This is a genomic window from Streptomyces sp. NPDC002817 (assembly GCF_053592055.1).
In genome coordinates this window covers 1-15,541 of the sequence record NZ_JBSFUY010000046.1, presented here as the reverse complement: position 1 = coordinate 15,541, position 15,541 = coordinate 1, and the positions used below count along the sequence as shown (strand labels likewise).

Genomic DNA, 15,541 nt, shown 5'->3' with positions numbered 1-15,541 from the left:
CAGACGTGAGCACCCCCGACCTTCCCCTCGCTGAGACCGGCGGCTGCGGCGACGGCTGCGCCTGTGGCGCAGACGGCGGCGAGGAGTACCTGGAGTGCGGGCTCGATCCCGCGCTCGCCCAGCTCCTGGCCGACGCGGGGCTCGACCCCGTGGAGGTCGAGGACATCGCCAACGTGGCCATCCAGGAGGACCTCGACCACGGCGTGGACGTGACGACGGTCGCGACCATCCCCGAGGACGCCGTCGCCACCGCCGACTTCGTCGCGCGCGAGGCGGGCGTCGTGGCCGGCCTCCGGGTCGCCGAGGCGGTCGTCTCGGTGGTCTGCGAGGACGAGTTCGAGGTCGAGCGGCACGTAGAGGACGGCGATCGGGTGGAGGCCGGGCAGAAGCTCCTGTCGGTCACCACGCGCACGCGTGACCTGCTCACCGCCGAGCGCAGCGCGCTGAACCTGCTGTGCCGGCTGTCCGGCATCGCGACCGCCACGCGTGCGTGGGCGGACGCGCTGGAGGGCACCAAGGCACGCGTGCGTGACACGCGGAAGACGACGCCCGGCCTCAGGTCGCTGGAGAAGTTCGCGGTGCGGTGCGGCGGCGGGGTCAACCACCGCATGTCGCTCTCCGACGCGGCGCTCGTCAAGGACAACCACGTGGTGGCCGCCGGCGGCGTCGCGCAGGCCTTCAAGGCCGTCCGCGAGACCTTCCCGGACGTGCCGATCGAGGTCGAGGTCGACACCCTGCACCAACTGCGCGAGGTCGTGGACGCGGGCGCGGACCTGATCCTGCTGGACAACTTCACGCCGGGGGAGTGCGATGAGGCGGTGGAGCTGGTGCACGGCCGGGCGGCGCTGGAGGCGTCGGGCCGGCTGACGCTGGACAACGCGCGCGTGTACGCCGACACCGGCGTCGACTACCTGGCGGTGGGCGCACTCACCCACTCCTCGCCGATCCTGGACATCGGCCTCGACCTGCGTGAGGCGGAGTAGTCGCGATGCTGCTCACGATCGACGTAGGAAACACGCACACCGTCCTCGGCCTGTTCGACGGCGAGGAGATCGTCGAGCACTGGCGCATCTCCACGGACGCGCGCCGCACGGCCGACGAGCTGGCCGTCCTGCTGCAGGGCCTCATGGGCATGCACCCGCTGCTCGGCGAGGAACTGGGCGACGGTATCGACGGCATCGCGATCTGCGCGACGGTGCCCTCGGTGCTGCACGAGCTGCGCGAGGTGACGCGGCGGTACTACGGCGACGTGCCCGCGGTGCTGGTGGAGCCGGGCGTCAAGACGGGCGTGCCGATCCTCACCGACAACCCCAAGGAGGTCGGCGCCGACCGCATCATCAACGCGGTCGCGGCGGTCGAGCTGTACGGCGGTCCGGCGATCGTCGTCGACTTCGGTACGGCGACGACGTTCGACGCGGTGTCCGCGCGCGGGGAGTACGTCGGCGGCGTCATCGCGCCCGGCATCGAGATCTCCGTGGAGGCGCTCGGGGTGCGGGGCGCGCAGCTGCGGAAGATCGAGGTGGCCCGGCCGCGGAGCGTGATCGGCAAGAACACCGTCGAGGCGATGCAGTCCGGGATCATCTACGGGTTCGCCGGGCAGGTCGACGGGGTCGTCGAGCGCATGGCCCGCGAACTCGCGGAGAACCCGGACGACGTGACGGTCATCGCCACGGGCGGCCTGGCCCCGATGGTGCTGGGCGAGTCCTCGGTGATCGACGAGCACGAGCCGTGGCTGACGCTGGTGGGGCTGCGGCTGGTGTACGAACGCAACGTGTCGCGCATGTGAGACGGGGCGGGCAGCGCGTCCGGCCGGGTGGCGCCGCGCGCCACACCCGCCCGCCCTATGTCGAGTTTGTCTGATTAGCGCGTACTGTCGCCGCATGCCCACGCCATACGGATCCCGCGGCGGCATGGCGTTCGGTGTGGAGGAGCTGCGTGTGCTCCGCCGCGCTCTCGCTCTTGCCCTTCACCCCCGAACCGCCTCGGCCGAGGACGTTCAGGACTGTCTCCGCCTAGCCGACTCCCTCGACGAGGCGATGCGCGAGGGCGCCCGGCTGCGTGCCTTCCTGGTGGCCGACCTCGCCCGGTACCGCGCCGCCCTGCCCGGCACCGCCGCCGGCTACCTCGCCCTCCTGGAGGAGGCGCTGAGCGCCGGGTACCGCCCGGAGGTCGACGACCTCGCCGCCCTGCGGGCCCTGCGCGGCAACCCCGTCGCGGCGGCCCTGCTCGATCGCTGTCTGGTCCTCGCCGAGCAGGGCGTACGCGCCCGTCTCGCGCGCGGGACGGCCCGCCGGACCACCCCGGCCGTCCCGGCCTCCCGTACCCGCCTCCTGGCCCTTCCCGGGGGTCTTTCGGACCGCTCCCCGAGCGCCGACGAGAACCTTGCCGCGGAGTCCGCCGAGAAGCCCGAGCAGCCGGAGAAGAAGCCCATGGAGAAACCGGCCACCCCCAAGCCGGCCCCCGCGCGCCCCATCCCCACCCCCGGCGAGGTCTTCCCCCGTCGCAAGCCGGCCCCGCCACCCTCGAACCCGCCGCAGCAGCTCGCCGCGGGCTGAGCCGCGCCCGGGCCCGTCCCCGGGCCCGCACGCACCCCCGGCCCCGCCCGCGTCCGGCCCGTGGCTACCCTGGACGCATGGACTACGTCTCCGCGCTCGTGCCCCCGGTCGTCATGGCCGTGTTCTTCATCGGCGTGATCAGGGTGATCGTGAAGACCCAGGGCGGGGCCAACAAGGCCAAGGAGGACGCGGCCGTCGACGCCGCCCTCGCGCGCGTGGAGGGCACCAAGCAGTCCTCCGCGCGCAGCGACGCCTGAGCCTCCCGGCCACCGCACCCTCACCGGCGTACGACTCTCTCGCCTTCCGAGTCGTACGCCCTTTTTGTTGCTGTTTGCCGGTTAACCGCACGTCCGGCAGGCCAATGGCGGTTTCTCCCACTATTGTGCTGAGCTGTGCCTCGCCCATTGGGAGAACTCGAAGACTCGGTCATGACGCGGGTGTGGAAGTGGAACCGCCCGGTGACCGTTCGAGAAGTCCTGGAAGACCTTCAACAGGAACGGTCCATCGCCTACACCACGGTGATGACCGTTTTGGACAATCTCCATCAGAAGGGTTGGGTGCGACGGGAGGCCGAAGGGCGTGCCTATCGATATGAAGCCGTCTCCACCCGGGCCGCCTACGCAGCGGCGCTGATGAACGACGCCTGGTCGCAGAGTGACAACCCCGCCGCCGCTCTCGTCGCGTTCTTCGGCATGATGAGCGAGGAACAGCGACAGTCGCTGCGGGACGCCGTACACATCGTCCAAGGACCGGAAACCGTCGAAGCCCCACGGGATACCGCTGCCGAAACCGGCCGTGAGAACCCCGGCTCGGCACCGGAGGGCGACGGGCGATAGCGTCCGCACATGTCAGCAGAGAGCTCGTCCGCGCGGAGTCCCGAAGTCAGCGCAAAAGCCATCACGGTCCGGCGGGCCCGCACCAGCGATGTCCCGGCCGTACGCAGTCTCCTCGACGAGTACGTCCGCGCCCGCATCCTGCTCGACAAAGCCACCGTGACGCTTTACGAGGACATCCAGGAGTTCTGGGTCGCCGAACGCGATGACAACGGCGAGGTGGTCGGCTGCGGCGCACTGCACGTCATGTGGGAAGACCTCGCTGAAGTGCGCACTCTCGCCGTGAAGCTCGGACTGAAGGGCGCCGGTGTCGGCCATCAGTTGCTGGAGAAGTTGCTGCACACCGCGCGCTGGCTCGGTGTTCGCCGGGTTTTCTGTCTGACCTTCGAAGTGGACTTCTTCGGCAAGCACGGCTTCGTCGAGATCGGCGAGACTCCGGTCGACACCGATGTCTACGCGGAGCTGCTGCGTTCCTATGACGAGGGTGTCGCGGAGTTCCTCGGTCTCGAACGAGTGAAACCGAACACCTTGGGCAACAGTCGGATGCTTCTGCATCTGTGATCGTCATGCCCTATTCCATGGGACGGCCCTGCCCAGGTTCCCTATGTCCGAAACGCGCACGTTTCCGGACCGGAGGTGGCCAGTCCGTCTCTCCCAGGGGTTTGTGTTTTCCCAGCAAAAGCGGTTTGCTTTCCGACGTACTGCAGTACTGCATATAACAGGGGGCGGCGAAACGGCGGACGCCGCAGACCCCAGTCCCTCAAGTTATCGATGAAAGGAAATCCGGTGGCACAGAAGGTTCAGGTCCTTCTTGTCGACGACCTCGACGGCGGCGAGGCGGACGAGACCGTGACGTTCGCGCTGGACGGCAAGACGTACGAGATCGATCTCACGACTGCCAATGCGGACAAGCTCCGAGGCCTTCTCGAGGCTTACGTGAAGGGCGGTCGTCGTACCGGAGGCCGCGCTGCGGGAGGCCGCGGAAAGGCGCGCGCCACTTCCGGCGGCAGCCAGGACACCGCGCAGATCCGCGCGTGGGCGAAGGAGAACGGTCTCGAGGTCAATGACCGCGGCCGTGTTCCCGCGTCCATCCGTGAGGCCTACGAGAAGGCGAACGCCTGAGCGCGACGCCTATGAACAGGCGGGCGGCTGAGCGCACGCGCGCAGCCGCAGGCGGTGGCAGCACGTCGCCACCGTGGCCAGCAGCCTTACGAGATCGGGGGCGCCCCCACCGCCCCCCAAGGCCGACAGCGTCGGCAGCGAGGTCTCGACCTCGCACCCCGGCACGGGGGGCCGCAGCCACACGGCGGCCCCCTGCAAGGCACCGGAGCGGCCGGTGGGAAGCGGTCGCGGTCCGGTAGGGCCCGGCTCGGGAAGACACCGCGCGGCGCCGGACCCGGGCGCGAGAGGGCGCCGTACGACGTCGGCGGATCCCTGCGCGGGAAGAAGCCGTACGCCTTCGGCGGGGGCCCCCGGTCCGGGGGGCAGCGGTGCGTCCATCACCCCGCCCTCGCCGATCGCCGTCAGATCCAGCGGCAGCGCGCCCCACTCCAGCCAGTCCAGCACCCCGGGCACCTCGTCCGCGCCGCCCGCGGCCAGCAGCAGCCGCATCCGGTCGCCCTGCACGGCCACCGGGGAGCCCGGCGCCAGATGGCGCAGGCCGGCCCGGCCCGCCTCGAGCGGCACGTCCAGGACGTCGAAGCGCGCGCCCACGGAAAGCCGCAGCGCAGAGCCCGGGGGCCCGGGCACGGTCGGCCATCCCAGTTCGTTCTCGTACCACCGGCGGACCTGATCGCTCGACTCGAGCGGCCGGCGGGGGAAGGGGACCGTGACGACCGGGGGGACTGTGCCAACCATGACAAGTGAAACCTCCGGAAGGACGCCCGAGTTACGCTGGGTGTTCTGGCAGTAGCGCAGAGTTCCGAAAGAGGGGGCGTTCGGGGGTGTGGCGCGGCGCAAGGTTGTTCGCCCGTAGCGGAGGGAACCGGTGCGCTCGGCATGGAGTGTCAGTCCCAGCGGGTAAGACATCCCTAGTGGGAGGGGGCGACACGCAGGACAGGACGTCTCACGTTCGCCATCGGCGTACTGGAGGTAGGGGTAACTGCCTGGCCTGCGGGAACATCGTCTCGCACCATCGGGTTGGAGCAGATGTCGGCGTTCGGGGTCAGGAGGCCATCGACGGTGTCGGCAGTTGGAATGAGCGGTCCCCGCTTGCGGGACTAAGCTGCGGAAGGACAGGGAGGGGAAGTTCCCCCCACTGCCTGACCGCTCTGAGGAGCGATTAACGATGTTCGAGAGGTTCACCGACCGCGCGCGGCGGGTTGTCGTCCTGGCTCAGGAAGAAGCCCGGATGCTCAACCACAACTACATCGGCACCGAGCACATCCTCCTGGGCCTGATCCACGAGGGTGAGGGTGTCGCCGCCAAGGCCCTTGAGAGCCTCGGGATTTCGCTCGAGGCGGTCCGCCAGCAGGTGGAGGAGATCATCGGGCAGGGGCAGCAGGCCCCGTCCGGCCACATCCCCTTCACCCCCCGTGCCAAGAAGGTCCTGGAGCTGTCGCTCCGGGAGGCCCTTCAGCTGGGCCACAACTACATCGGCACGGAGCACATCCTGCTCGGCCTGATCCGCGAGGGCGAGGGCGTCGCAGCCCAGGTCCTCGTCAAGCTGGGCGCTGATCTCAACCGGGTGCGGCAGCAGGTCATCCAGCTGCTCTCCGGCTACCAGGGCAAGGAGACCGCCACCGCCGGCGGGCCTGCCGAGGGCACCCCCTCGACGTCCCTGGTCCTCGACCAGTTCGGCCGGAACCTCACCCAGGCCGCTCGTGAGTCCAAGCTCGACCCGGTCATCGGGCGCGAGAAGGAGATCGAGCGGGTCATGCAGGTGCTGTCCCGCCGCACCAAGAACAACCCGGTCCTGATCGGTGAGCCCGGCGTCGGCAAGACCGCCGTCGTCGAGGGCCTCGCCCAGGCCATCGTCAAGGGCGAGGTGCCCGAGACCCTCAAGGACAAGCACCTCTACACCCTCGACCTCGGTGCGCTGGTCGCCGGCTCCCGCTACCGCGGTGACTTCGAGGAGCGCCTGAAGAAGGTGCTCAAGGAGATCCGCACCCGCGGCGACATCATCCTGTTCATCGACGAGCTGCACACGCTGGTCGGTGCGGGTGCCGCCGAGGGCGCCATCGACGCGGCTTCGATCCTGAAGCCGATGCTGGCCCGCGGCGAGCTGCAGACCATCGGTGCCACCACGCTGGACGAGTACCGCAAGCACCTGGAGAAGGACGCGGCCCTCGAGCGCCGCTTCCAGCCCATCCAGGTCGCCGAGCCCTCGCTCCCGCACACGATCGAGATCCTCAAGGGTCTGCGTGACCGGTACGAGGCCCACCACCGCGTCTCCATCACGGACGAGGCGCTGGTCCAGGCCGCCACGCTGGCCGACCGGTACATCTCGGACCGCTTCCTCCCCGACAAGGCGATCGACCTGATCGACGAGGCGGGCTCCCGGATGCGCATCCGCCGGATGACGGCTCCGCCGGACCTCCGCGAGTTCGACGAGAAGATCGCCGGAGTCCGCCGGGACAAGGAGTCCGCGATCGACTCGCAGGACTTCGAGAAGGCCGCGTCCCTGCGCGACAAGGAGAAGCAGCTCCTCGCCGCGAAGGCCAAGCGGGAGAAGGAGTGGAAGGCCGGCGACATGGACGTCGTCGCCGAGGTCGACGGCGAGCTGATCGCCGAGGTCCTCGCGACCGCCACCGGCATCCCGGTCTTCAAGCTGACCGAGGAGGAGTCCTCGCGTCTGCTGCGCATGGAGGACGAGCTCCACAAGCGGGTCATCGGCCAGGTCGACGCCGTCAAGGCGCTGTCGAAGGCGATCCGTCGTACGCGTGCGGGCCTCAAGGACCCGAAGCGTCCCGGTGGTTCGTTCATCTTCGCCGGCCCCTCCGGTGTCGGTAAGACCGAGCTGTCCAAGGCCCTCGCCGAGTTCCTCTTCGGTGACGAGGACGCGCTGATCTCCCTCGACATGTCGGAGTTCAGCGAGAAGCACACGGTCTCGCGTCTCTTCGGTTCGCCCCCCGGCTACGTGGGCTACGAAGAGGGCGGCCAGCTGACGGAGAAGGTGCGGCGCAAGCCGTTCTCGGTGGTTCTCTTCGACGAGGTCGAGAAGGCTCACCCGGACATCTTCAACTCGCTGCTCCAGATCCTGGAGGACGGTCGTCTGACCGACTCCCAGGGCCGGGTCGTGGACTTCAAGAACACGGTCATCATCATGACGACCAACCTCGGCACCCGGGACATCTCCAAGGGCTTCAACCTGGGCTTCGCGGCCTCCGGTGACAAGAAGTCCAACTACGAGCGCATGAAGAACAAGGTCTCGGACGAGCTCAAGCAGCACTTCCGGCCCGAGTTCCTCAACCGCGTCGACGACGTGGTCGTCTTCCCGCAGCTGACGCAGGACGACATCCTGCGGATCGTCGACCTCATGGTCGGCAAGGTCGACGAGCGCCTCAAGGACCGGGACATGGGCATCGAGCTCTCCCAGTCCGCCAAGGAGCTGCTGTCCAAGAAGGGTTACGACCCGGTGCTGGGTGCGCGGCCGCTGCGTCGCACCATCCAGCGCGAGATCGAGGACACGCTCTCCGAGAAGATCCTCTTCGGTGAGCTGCGTCCCGGTCACATCGTGGTCGTGGACACGGAGGGCGAGGGCGAGACCCAGACCTTCACGTTCCGTGGTGAAGAGAAGTCGGCGCTGCCGGATGTTCCGCCTATTGAGCAGGCGGCCGGTGGGGCTGGGCCGAATCTGAGCAAGGACGCGTAGCCCTTCGGGGATTGCGCGGAAGAGGGGCCGCCCTGGGACTTCGGTTCTGGGGCGGTCCCTTTTTCAGCTCGGGTACATCTTGATCTCGGCGTCTGGGAAGAGGCCGGCGTAGCGGGCGGCGGGCAGGGGATCACCGAGATTGCTGTAGAGGGCCACCGAGCGCAGCCCCGGCAGTTTCGGCACCAGAGCGGAGAGATCCTCGGCGCCGTGCATTTCGATCACCCGCAACACCTCGATGCCGGGCAGTTCCGGCATGGCCTCGACGGAGTGCGGGAAGTCCCGGATGATCGCCGCGCTCAGATAGAGCCGGTCCAGTGCGGGCAGTTCGATGACCGACTGCCAGTCGGCGTCGGTCAGTTCCGCGGTCAGCGGTCCGAGGCTGAGCGTCTGCAGACCGGTCCAGTGCTGGAGTCCGCGCAGTCCCGTGTCGCCGATGGTGTTCTGGCCCAGGAAGAGAAACTCCAGCGGGGCGTCGACCGGCAGGACATCGGTGAGGTCGGTGCCCGGCAGCTCCTGGATGAGGGAGAGGCGGCGCATCGAGCGCAGCTGACGCAGCCCGGCCAGATCGGCGACATTGCGGCAGCCGAGCAGGTCGAGCGGAAGCGCGGTGAGTCGGTCCAGTCCACCCACCGGGCAGTTCACCAGCCACAGATCACGGAGCGAGCCGAACCCCAGCAGGGCGTCGGCATCGGTGAGAAAGGGGTTGTCGCGCAGGTCGAGCTGCGTCACGGCGTCGGGCACCGGCGCCGCGGCCAGCATCTCCTCGATTCGGTGCGGGCCCACGAAGGCGAGGTGATGCCAAGGCCGCATCCGTGCGAGGGCTGAGCGCTGCTCGGCCGATTCGCAGGTGATGAAGAGATCCTCCCGTTCCAGATGGGCCAGGACTTCGACGGCGTACTCCGCCGTGTCGAAGCGATGCCAGGTCCCCGCGAGCTGGCGCCGTACGTCGAGATCAGGATGCTCCCGATAGCGCCGCAGCACGGCCAGCGCCCCCTCCGGCTCCTCCGCTCCCAGGCGGGAGGCGGTGACCGTGACGCCGACGGCTTCCGCGCTCGTCAGCCCCTCCGGCCCCGGCAGCAGCTCCAGCACCAGGGGCCCCGCCTCCGCCAGGGTCTTCGCCTCCTCCGTCGTGCGCGGCGGGATCAGCGCGGCCGCCTGCGCCTCCACGGCCGCCCGCACCCCTGGGTCCAGGGCCGTGGCGTGCTCCAGGGCGGCCAGTGCCAGCAGCGTCAGCCGAGGCGTCTCGCGGGACAGCAGCTGTCGTAGCAGGGAGGCCCGTTCCCGGGGCCTGGCGTGGGCCACCGCCAGACGGATCACGTCCTCCCACTGGGTGTCGTCGGCATGGCTGACCAGCACATCGAGGTGGCCCTCCTCCACGGCGTAGCGCGCGCCCAGGTAGTCCTGGAAGGTGCGGTGGACGAAGTCGACGACCCCCTCGGCCGGCCGGCGGAGCAGCCCGCTGCGCAGCAGCAGCGCCCGCAGTACCGACCCGGCGTCTCCCGGCACCGCGATCGACGGCAGGCAGCGCTCCACGATTCCCTCGGCCGTCTCGACGTCCATCTCCGTACGGCCGCTCAGGACCAGCGCGTACGCCAGGCGTTGCAGCACCTCCAACTGAGCCTCCTCGCCCAGGTCCTCCCCGTCGAAGGTGCCCATGCCGCGTTCCCGGTCCCGGCGCGAGAGCAGCATTGTCAGAGCGGCGTCGTACAACTCCTTGCGCCCCGTGGGGAGATAACCCCGCCGCTCCTGGTGCAGCGCGCAGATCAGGCCGCACATCAAGGGGTTGGTGGCGAGGCGGGCCAGGTCGCGCTTGGTGCGGAGGGAGTCCAGCAGGGGGCTTTCGTACGACGGGGCCTGCGCCGCCGTGTGCCAGCGGCGTACGAAGGTGGCGACCTCGGACCGCCGCATCGGAGCCAGGGACAGTTCGCGGAAGCCCTCGCCGGCCAGCCAGTCGGGGCGTACGGCGGTGGGGCGGGAGGTCAGGAGCCAGCTGTTGCCCGGGAAGGTGTGGATGAGGGTCTGGAGCCAGTCGCGGGTGCGGTTGCGGTCGGCCGACGGGATCTCGTCGAGGCCGTCCACGAGGACCAGGCCCCTGCCCGCCGTCAGGACGCGCTCGGCCCAGCCGTCCGGCGGGCTCAGTGGACAGCTCACCGAGGCGAGGAAGGCCGACGGCCCCGGCAGGGAACCCGCGCGGATCAGCGTGCGCAGGGGAAGGACGTACGGGACCTGTGTCCCCTCCCGCGCCGCCGTCACCGCCAGCCATTGCACCAGCGTCGTCTTGCCGGAGCCCGCGTCGCCGCGCAGCAGGACGCGGTCGTGGGTCAGCAGGGCTTCCTCGGCGGGGAGTTGGACGCTGAGGGGACCGGCCGGGTGTTCCTCGGGCAGCGTCCGCTCCTCGACCGCCGTCGCCTCCAGGCTGAGGTAGGCCACTTCGAGCGGCCAGCGGTCGGGGGAGTCGCGGAGGTCGATGCCGTAGATGGTGATGCGGTTGTGGCGGTCGGCGACGTAACGGAGATAGCGGCGTTCGAAGGTGCTGTCCTGCGCGTCGGGGTGGGGCGTGCGGGCCATCAACTCGTCGATCTTCGCTATCAGTTCGGCCTGGCGGCGGGTCTGCTCGACGAGTGTGCGGGCTACGAAGGTGGACCGGCGGGTGAAGAAGTCCAGGATGTGGAGGCAGGCCCACTCGGTCGCGGAGTCGAGGAAGTAGCCGGCGTCGGTGGAGAGGCCGACGGGCGGGGGCGCCTGGTCGCGGAGCCTTCTGGCGAGTTCGCGGTGGCCCAGGCGTACGGCCTGGACGTCGTCCATGTCCAGGTCGCCGAGGGCGAGCAGGCGGGCGGTCATGGCCTCGATGACCGCGGCTTCCTCATCGGCCGGGAACGGGAGCTCGCCCGGGGGGTTCGCCGATCCGGAGACCAGCCGGCGGGCCAGCGCGCGGACCTCCTTCTCGCCCAGCGTCCGCTTCTCGCCGCGGAAGGAGACCAGGGCGGTCAGGCGTACGGGCTTGTCGACGAGGCCCGCTCCCGGGGCGTCCGCTACGAAGAGTTTCCGTACGAGGGAGGCCACCAGGCCGGACGCGAGCTTGCTGCCGAGTACCGCCGGATCCATCCGCCCCACCCCCGTGATCACGCGAACGAGGGTGAGGCTACCCGGAGTCGAGCGGGAAGACTCAGGACAGCTGACCGTCGTAGTCCGGGAGCTTGTACGTCTTCTCGGCGTGGCCGCCCGACAGGTCGGTGGCGCTGTTGCCGATGTTCGCGATGATCGTGTAGCCCTTGTTCTCGATGGCGACGCGCTGGGCGGTCTTGTAGGCGGCGACGTCCTTGAAGAGGTCGATGAAGCTGCGGACGTAGAGGCCGGAGACGTCGTAGCCGACGTGATCGAGGTTGTAGTCGGTGAACGAGTAGATGATGCCGGGGCGGGCCGTCACGAAGAAGAGGGATACGCCGTGGTCCTGGGCGTACTCCGCCACGTCCAGGACCGGCTCGTTGGCCGGCTGGGGGTAGCTGAAGCCGAAGTCGGTCTCCAGGGTGGTGTTGTCGATGTCGAAGACGATGGCCTGCTTCTCGCCCGGCTTGGCGGCGGCGATCCGCTGCTTCAGGTACGGCAGCGCCTGGTCCATGACCGTCCGGCAGTCCTGCTGCCAGGTGGTGTAGTCGACGTCTTCGGTGGTCGCGGCCTCGGCCGGGGCGGCCAGCGACACGAGGGCCGCCGTGGAGACGGCGGTGACGGCCATACGGCGCACCAAGGGGCGTCGGTTCGTCATCTGTGGGGGTCCTCTCACGTCAGTAACGCTGCCGTTGTCGGGTGCATGTTCGTTGGCGTGGGTGGCGCGAGGGGAACCGTAAGGTTACTGGGGGGTAAGTGCCAAGAGGTGTGCGTCACATGATTTCGGGGCCGGGGGTGCGAGGGCCTCGGTGGCCGGTGACATGACGCACAGGCGATTTGTCCGTTACTAGGGTGAATAGTGGAAAGCCCGAATTGGACAAAAAGGACTTTCGTCCCGGAACTCCTATGCAGGTTATGCCGTCATGGGTTGATTCATTCCAGATACGTGCTCTGTCAAGAAGCGGGAAGTTTTGGGGTGAAGTACTAGCTTCCGTCGTAGATCAGCGGTTTGGGGCTTCTGGGGCCTCGGGGTTACCAAGGGATGCCCCATCCGGCGGCGGCTTGTGCGCCGGGTGGCTTTTCTGTCCCCGTCCCCATGAGGTTCCGATGTCCCAGCGCGTTTCGTCCCGTTCTTCCCGTACGTCCAAGCTCCGCACCCGCGCCGCCGTGGTGGCCGTCGGTCTGGGGGTCTCGGCCGTGCTGGGGACCGGTGTCGCGGCGGCCGCGGAGACCGGCAAGACCGTCTCCTGGGTCGACCCGGTGAAGAAGTACAAGCTCAGCGCGAGCTTCGCGCAGTCCGGTGCCCTGTGGCAGTCCACCCACAGCGGGCAGGACTTCGCCGTGGCCAGCGGTACCCAGGTCTTCGCCGCGCACGGCGGGACCGTCGTCAAGGCCGGCGGCAACGGTGCCGGTGACGGGTCGGCGTACGGCAATGCCATCGTCATCAAGCACGCCAACAAGACCTACTCGCAGTACGCCCATCTCTCGCGCATCGACGTGAAGGTCGGCCAGGTCGTCAAGACCGGTCAGCGCATCGCCCTGTCCGGCAACACGGGCAACTCCAGTGGCCCGCACCTGCACTTCGAGATCCGTACGACCGCCAACTACGGCTCGGCGATCGACCCCGTCGCCTTCCTGCGCACCAAGGGCGTGACCGTCTAAGGCCGTCTAAGGCTTCTTGCGGGTGCCTTCGTGGGCCTGGGTCACCAGGTCCGACGCCACCTCCAGGACCGCCCTGCGCTTGTCCTCGGGGTCGCCCGCGAGATCCTGGAGGAAGAACATCCCGGCGTGCAGGGTGAAGATCGCGCTGGTGTAGCGGACCTGGTCGACCAGGTCCGCCTTCGGGTCGATCATGATGTCGCGCAGCCCCTGCATGCGCTCCTTGAAGGTCTCGCCGACCCGCAGTTCCCGTACGGTCGCCTGGTTCTCCTGCATGAAGCGGAACAGGGGGGTGGCGTTGGCGAGGATGCCGCTGTAGCGCCGTACGATCTCCTGCTTCGTCTCCAGGGTGTGCGGCTGCTGCTTGCCCCACTCGATCAGGTCGAGGATCGGCTGGGTCAGATCGTCGAAGATGCTGACCAGGATCTCTTCCTTGGTCTTGAAGTGGTAGTAGAGCGCCGCCTTGGTGACGTCCAGGCTTTCGGCGATCTCGCGCAGGGAGGTCTTCTCGTAGCCCTGCTCGGCGAAGAGGTCGAGGGCCACGTCCTGGATGCGCTGGCGGGTGTCCCCGCGGCGCCGCTGCTTGGTGCCGTCCATGGTGCCGCCCATTCTCCGTGAAGCCCTTGGCTTTGACCAAAACTTACTTGACGCCCGGCTAGTTACGGGTCTACCTTCCCCAGTGTAGTCAACTTGCCGGGCGGCAAGTAAGTAGCTGGGGGAGTGGGAGTCATGGCGGACACACAGACGACAGCCGAGCCGGAAGACGGCAAGCAACCGAAGAGCGTGCGGGTCGTCCTGCTCGCACTGATGATCACGATGATGCTGGCGATGCTCGACAACATGATCGTGGGCACCGCGATGCCGACGATCGTCGGTGAGCTGGGCGGGCTCGAGCATCTGTCATGGGTCGTGACGGCGTACACGCTGGCGACCGCGGCCTCCACCCCGCTGTGGGGGAAGATCGGTGACATGTACGGGCGCAAGGGCGCCTTCATGTCGTCGATCGTGCTCTTCCTGATCGGGTCGGCGCTCAGCGGCATGGCCCAGGACATGGGACAGCTCATCGGGTTCCGGGCCGTTCAGGGCCTTGGCGCCGGTGGTCTGATGGTCGGTGTCATGGCGATCATCGGTGATCTCATTCCGCCGCGGGAGCGGGGCAAGTACCAGGGCATGATGGCCGGCGTCATGGCGCTCGCCATGATCGGCGGACCGCTGGTCGGCGGCACCATCACCGACCACTGGGGCTGGCGCTGGGCCTTCTACATCAACCTGCCGCTCGGTGTCGTCGCGCTCGCCGCGATCAGCGCCGTGCTGCATCTGCCGAAGAAGCGGGCCAAGGCGCGCATCGACTACCTCGGTGCCGGGCTGCTGACCGTGGGGATCACTGCGATCGTGCTGGTCACCACGTGGGGCGGTACGGAGTACGCCTGGTCCTCCGCGCGGATCATGGAGCTCATCGGCATCGGTGTCGCCGCGCTGATCGGGTTCGTGTTCTGGCAGACCAAGGCCGCCGAGCCGGTGGTGCCGCTGCACATCTTCCGCAGCCGCAACTTCACGCTGATGTCCCTCATCGGCTTCGTCACCGGGTTCGTGATGTTCGGTGCGACGCTGTTCCTGCCGCTGTACCAGCAGTCCGTGCAGGGTGCGTCCGCGACCAACTCCGGGCTGCTGCTCCTGCCGATGCTCGGTGCGATGCTCGTGACGTCGATGGTGGCGGGGCGCGTGACCACGAACACCGGGCGGTACAAGGTGTTCCCGGTGGTCGGCAGTGTGCTGATGGTCGTCGGGCTGTACCTGCTGTCGCTGATGGACACGGACACCTCGCGGTTCACGTCCGGGGTGTACATGGCCGTCGTCGGACTCGGTATGGGCTGTCTGATGCAGATCACCATGCTGGTCGCGCAGAACAGCGTCGAGATGAAGGACATGGGCGTCGCGTCCTCGTCCACGACTCTCTTCCGTACGCTCGGTTCCTCCTTCGGTGTTGCGATCATGGGCGCGCTGTTCAACAGCCGGGTCCAGGACGTCATGGCCGAACGGGGCGGGGCGATCGGGGAGAAGGTGACCGAGTCGTCCGCGCAGCTGGACGCGGCGAGTCTGGCGAAGCTGCCGGACGCGGCGCGTGAGGCGTATCAGCATGCGGTGTCGGCCGGTACGCACTCGGCGTTCCTGCTGGGGGCTGTGGTGGCGGTGCTGGCGTTGGTCGCCGCGGTGTTCGTGAAGGAGGTTCCGCTGAAGGGGGCGGGGCCGAAGGACGAGGCGGAGGAGGCGGCGGCGCCGATGCAGGTCGTCGAGGCCGTCTGATCCGAACCTGAGCTGAAGGCCCCCCGGCTGGTGTCCGCCCCGGGGGGTCTTCGCGGTTTCCTCGCCCCCGCCGCCCCTACCCGTCCCATCCTCCAGGGGCGCTGCCCCTTCGACCCCGCTCCCTGGGGGCTCCGCCCCCAGACCCCCCGTCGGCCCTTGAGGGGCCTCGTCCTCAAACGCCGGACGGGCTGGAGGGTGCGGGCTTGCCCTCGGAGGCGCGGGTGGGTGGGGGATCGGGATGGCAGGCCCTTGTTCTCGGACGCCGGACGGGC

The 15,541-nt window shown here is 68.7% G+C and carries 14 protein-coding genes; 10 read left to right on the top strand and 4 right to left on the bottom strand.

Annotation, left to right across the window (positions count from 1 at the left end; genetic code table 11):
• Positions 1–5: 5 nt before the first annotated feature.
• The 7 genes from nadC (at position 6) to ACWD3I_RS44485 (ending at position 4,510) form a co-directional block, all read left to right on the top strand.
• Positions 6–983 carry a carboxylating nicotinate-nucleotide diphosphorylase gene (gene nadC / locus ACWD3I_RS44515; protein ID WP_365404495.1) on the top strand — a complete coding sequence of 326 codons (978 nt, stop codon included), beginning with the start codon at positions 6–8 and terminating at the stop codon, positions 981–983.
• A 5-nt stretch (positions 984–988) separates the two neighbouring features.
• Positions 989–1,786: a type III pantothenate kinase gene (locus ACWD3I_RS44510; protein WP_046260399.1), complete on the top strand. Its 798-nt coding sequence runs from the start codon at positions 989–991 to the stop codon at positions 1,784–1,786.
• Between the two features lie 124 nt (positions 1,787–1,910).
• Positions 1,911–2,555: a hypothetical protein gene (locus tag ACWD3I_RS44505; RefSeq protein ID WP_365404521.1), complete on the top strand. Its 645-nt coding sequence runs from the start codon at positions 1,911–1,913 to the stop codon at positions 2,553–2,555.
• A 77-nt stretch (positions 2,556–2,632) separates the two neighbouring features.
• Positions 2,633–2,812, top strand: coding sequence for a hypothetical protein (locus ACWD3I_RS44500; protein ID WP_365404498.1), 180 nt, complete (start codon positions 2,633–2,635; stop codon positions 2,810–2,812).
• Between the two features lie 135 nt (positions 2,813–2,947).
• Complete coding sequence (locus tag ACWD3I_RS44495) at positions 2,948–3,391, top strand: BlaI/MecI/CopY family transcriptional regulator (RefSeq protein WP_266889280.1); 444 nt, start codon at positions 2,948–2,950, stop codon at positions 3,389–3,391.
• A 9-nt stretch (positions 3,392–3,400) separates the two neighbouring features.
• A complete protein-coding gene (locus ACWD3I_RS44490; protein ID WP_046263302.1) occupies positions 3,401–3,949 on the top strand; it encodes an amino-acid N-acetyltransferase in 549 nt (182 codons plus the stop codon).
• A gap of 225 nt (positions 3,950–4,174) precedes the next feature.
• A complete protein-coding gene (locus ACWD3I_RS44485; RefSeq protein ID WP_266823828.1) occupies positions 4,175–4,510 on the top strand; it encodes a histone-like nucleoid-structuring protein Lsr2 in 336 nt (111 codons plus the stop codon).
• A gap of 9 nt (positions 4,511–4,519) precedes the next feature.
• Here ACWD3I_RS44485 and ACWD3I_RS44480 read toward each other — a convergent pair whose 3' ends face one another.
• Positions 4,520–5,245: an SCO3374 family protein gene (locus tag ACWD3I_RS44480; RefSeq protein ID WP_365404503.1), complete on the bottom strand. Its 726-nt coding sequence runs from the start codon at positions 5,243–5,245 to the stop codon at positions 4,520–4,522.
• 430 nt (positions 5,246–5,675) lie between these two features.
• On the opposite strand from ACWD3I_RS44480, the gene ACWD3I_RS44475 reads away from it, so the two are divergent.
• Positions 5,676–8,201, top strand: a complete 2,526-nt coding sequence (locus ACWD3I_RS44475) for an ATP-dependent Clp protease ATP-binding subunit (RefSeq protein ID WP_365404506.1) — start codon at positions 5,676–5,678, stop codon at positions 8,199–8,201.
• 63 nt (positions 8,202–8,264) lie between these two features.
• Here the strand turns inward: ACWD3I_RS44475 and ACWD3I_RS44470 are convergent, their stop codons facing one another.
• On the bottom strand, positions 8,265–11,306 hold the full coding sequence (locus ACWD3I_RS44470) for an NACHT domain-containing protein (protein WP_365404524.1): 3,042 nt from the start codon (positions 11,304–11,306) through the stop codon (positions 8,265–8,267).
• 61 nt (positions 11,307–11,367) lie between these two features.
• Positions 11,368–11,964: an HAD family acid phosphatase gene (locus tag ACWD3I_RS44465; protein ID WP_365404509.1), complete on the bottom strand. Its 597-nt coding sequence runs from the start codon at positions 11,962–11,964 to the stop codon at positions 11,368–11,370.
• 449 nt (positions 11,965–12,413) lie between these two features.
• Here ACWD3I_RS44465 and ACWD3I_RS44460 point away from each other — a divergent pair, with 449 nt between their 5' ends.
• Positions 12,414–12,968, top strand: a complete 555-nt coding sequence (locus tag ACWD3I_RS44460) for a M23 family metallopeptidase (protein ID WP_365404512.1) — start codon at positions 12,414–12,416, stop codon at positions 12,966–12,968.
• 6 nt (positions 12,969–12,974) lie between these two features.
• On the opposite strand, the gene ACWD3I_RS44455 is transcribed toward ACWD3I_RS44460, so the two are convergent.
• Positions 12,975–13,574, bottom strand: a complete 600-nt coding sequence (locus ACWD3I_RS44455; protein WP_365404515.1) for a TetR/AcrR family transcriptional regulator — start codon at positions 13,572–13,574, stop codon at positions 12,975–12,977.
• 120 nt (positions 13,575–13,694) lie between these two features.
• Here ACWD3I_RS44455 and ACWD3I_RS44450 point away from each other — a divergent pair, with 120 nt between their 5' ends.
• Positions 13,695–15,269 carry an MDR family MFS transporter gene (locus tag ACWD3I_RS44450; protein WP_365404518.1) on the top strand — a complete coding sequence of 525 codons (1,575 nt, stop codon included), beginning with the start codon at positions 13,695–13,697 and terminating at the stop codon, positions 15,267–15,269.
• Positions 15,270–15,541 lie beyond the last annotated feature (272 nt).

Coding starts and splice junctions, on each gene's coding strand:
- ACWD3I_RS44510 (WP_046260399.1), top strand. CDS start 989: ATGCTGCTCACGATCGACGTAGGAAACACGCACACCGTCCTCGGCCTG.
- ACWD3I_RS44505 (WP_365404521.1), top strand. CDS start 1,911: ATGGCGTTCGGTGTGGAGGAGCTGCGTGTGCTCCGCCGCGCTCTCGCT.
- ACWD3I_RS44500 (WP_365404498.1), top strand. CDS start 2,633: ATGGACTACGTCTCCGCGCTCGTGCCCCCGGTCGTCATGGCCGTGTTC.
- ACWD3I_RS44490 (WP_046263302.1), top strand. CDS start 3,401: ATGTCAGCAGAGAGCTCGTCCGCGCGGAGTCCCGAAGTCAGCGCAAAA.
- ACWD3I_RS44480 (WP_365404503.1), bottom strand. CDS start 5,245: ATGGTTGGCACAGTCCCCCCGGTCGTCACGGTCCCCTTCCCCCGCCGG.
- ACWD3I_RS44475 (WP_365404506.1), top strand. CDS start 5,676: ATGTTCGAGAGGTTCACCGACCGCGCGCGGCGGGTTGTCGTCCTGGCT.
- ACWD3I_RS44470 (WP_365404524.1), bottom strand. CDS start 11,306: ATGGATCCGGCGGTACTCGGCAGCAAGCTCGCGTCCGGCCTGGTGGCC.
- ACWD3I_RS44465 (WP_365404509.1), bottom strand. CDS start 11,964: ATGACGAACCGACGCCCCTTGGTGCGCCGTATGGCCGTCACCGCCGTC.
- ACWD3I_RS44460 (WP_365404512.1), top strand. CDS start 12,414: ATGTCCCAGCGCGTTTCGTCCCGTTCTTCCCGTACGTCCAAGCTCCGC.
- ACWD3I_RS44455 (WP_365404515.1), bottom strand. CDS start 13,574: ATGGGCGGCACCATGGACGGCACCAAGCAGCGGCGCCGCGGGGACACC.
- ACWD3I_RS44450 (WP_365404518.1), top strand. CDS start 13,695: ATGGCGGACACACAGACGACAGCCGAGCCGGAAGACGGCAAGCAACCG.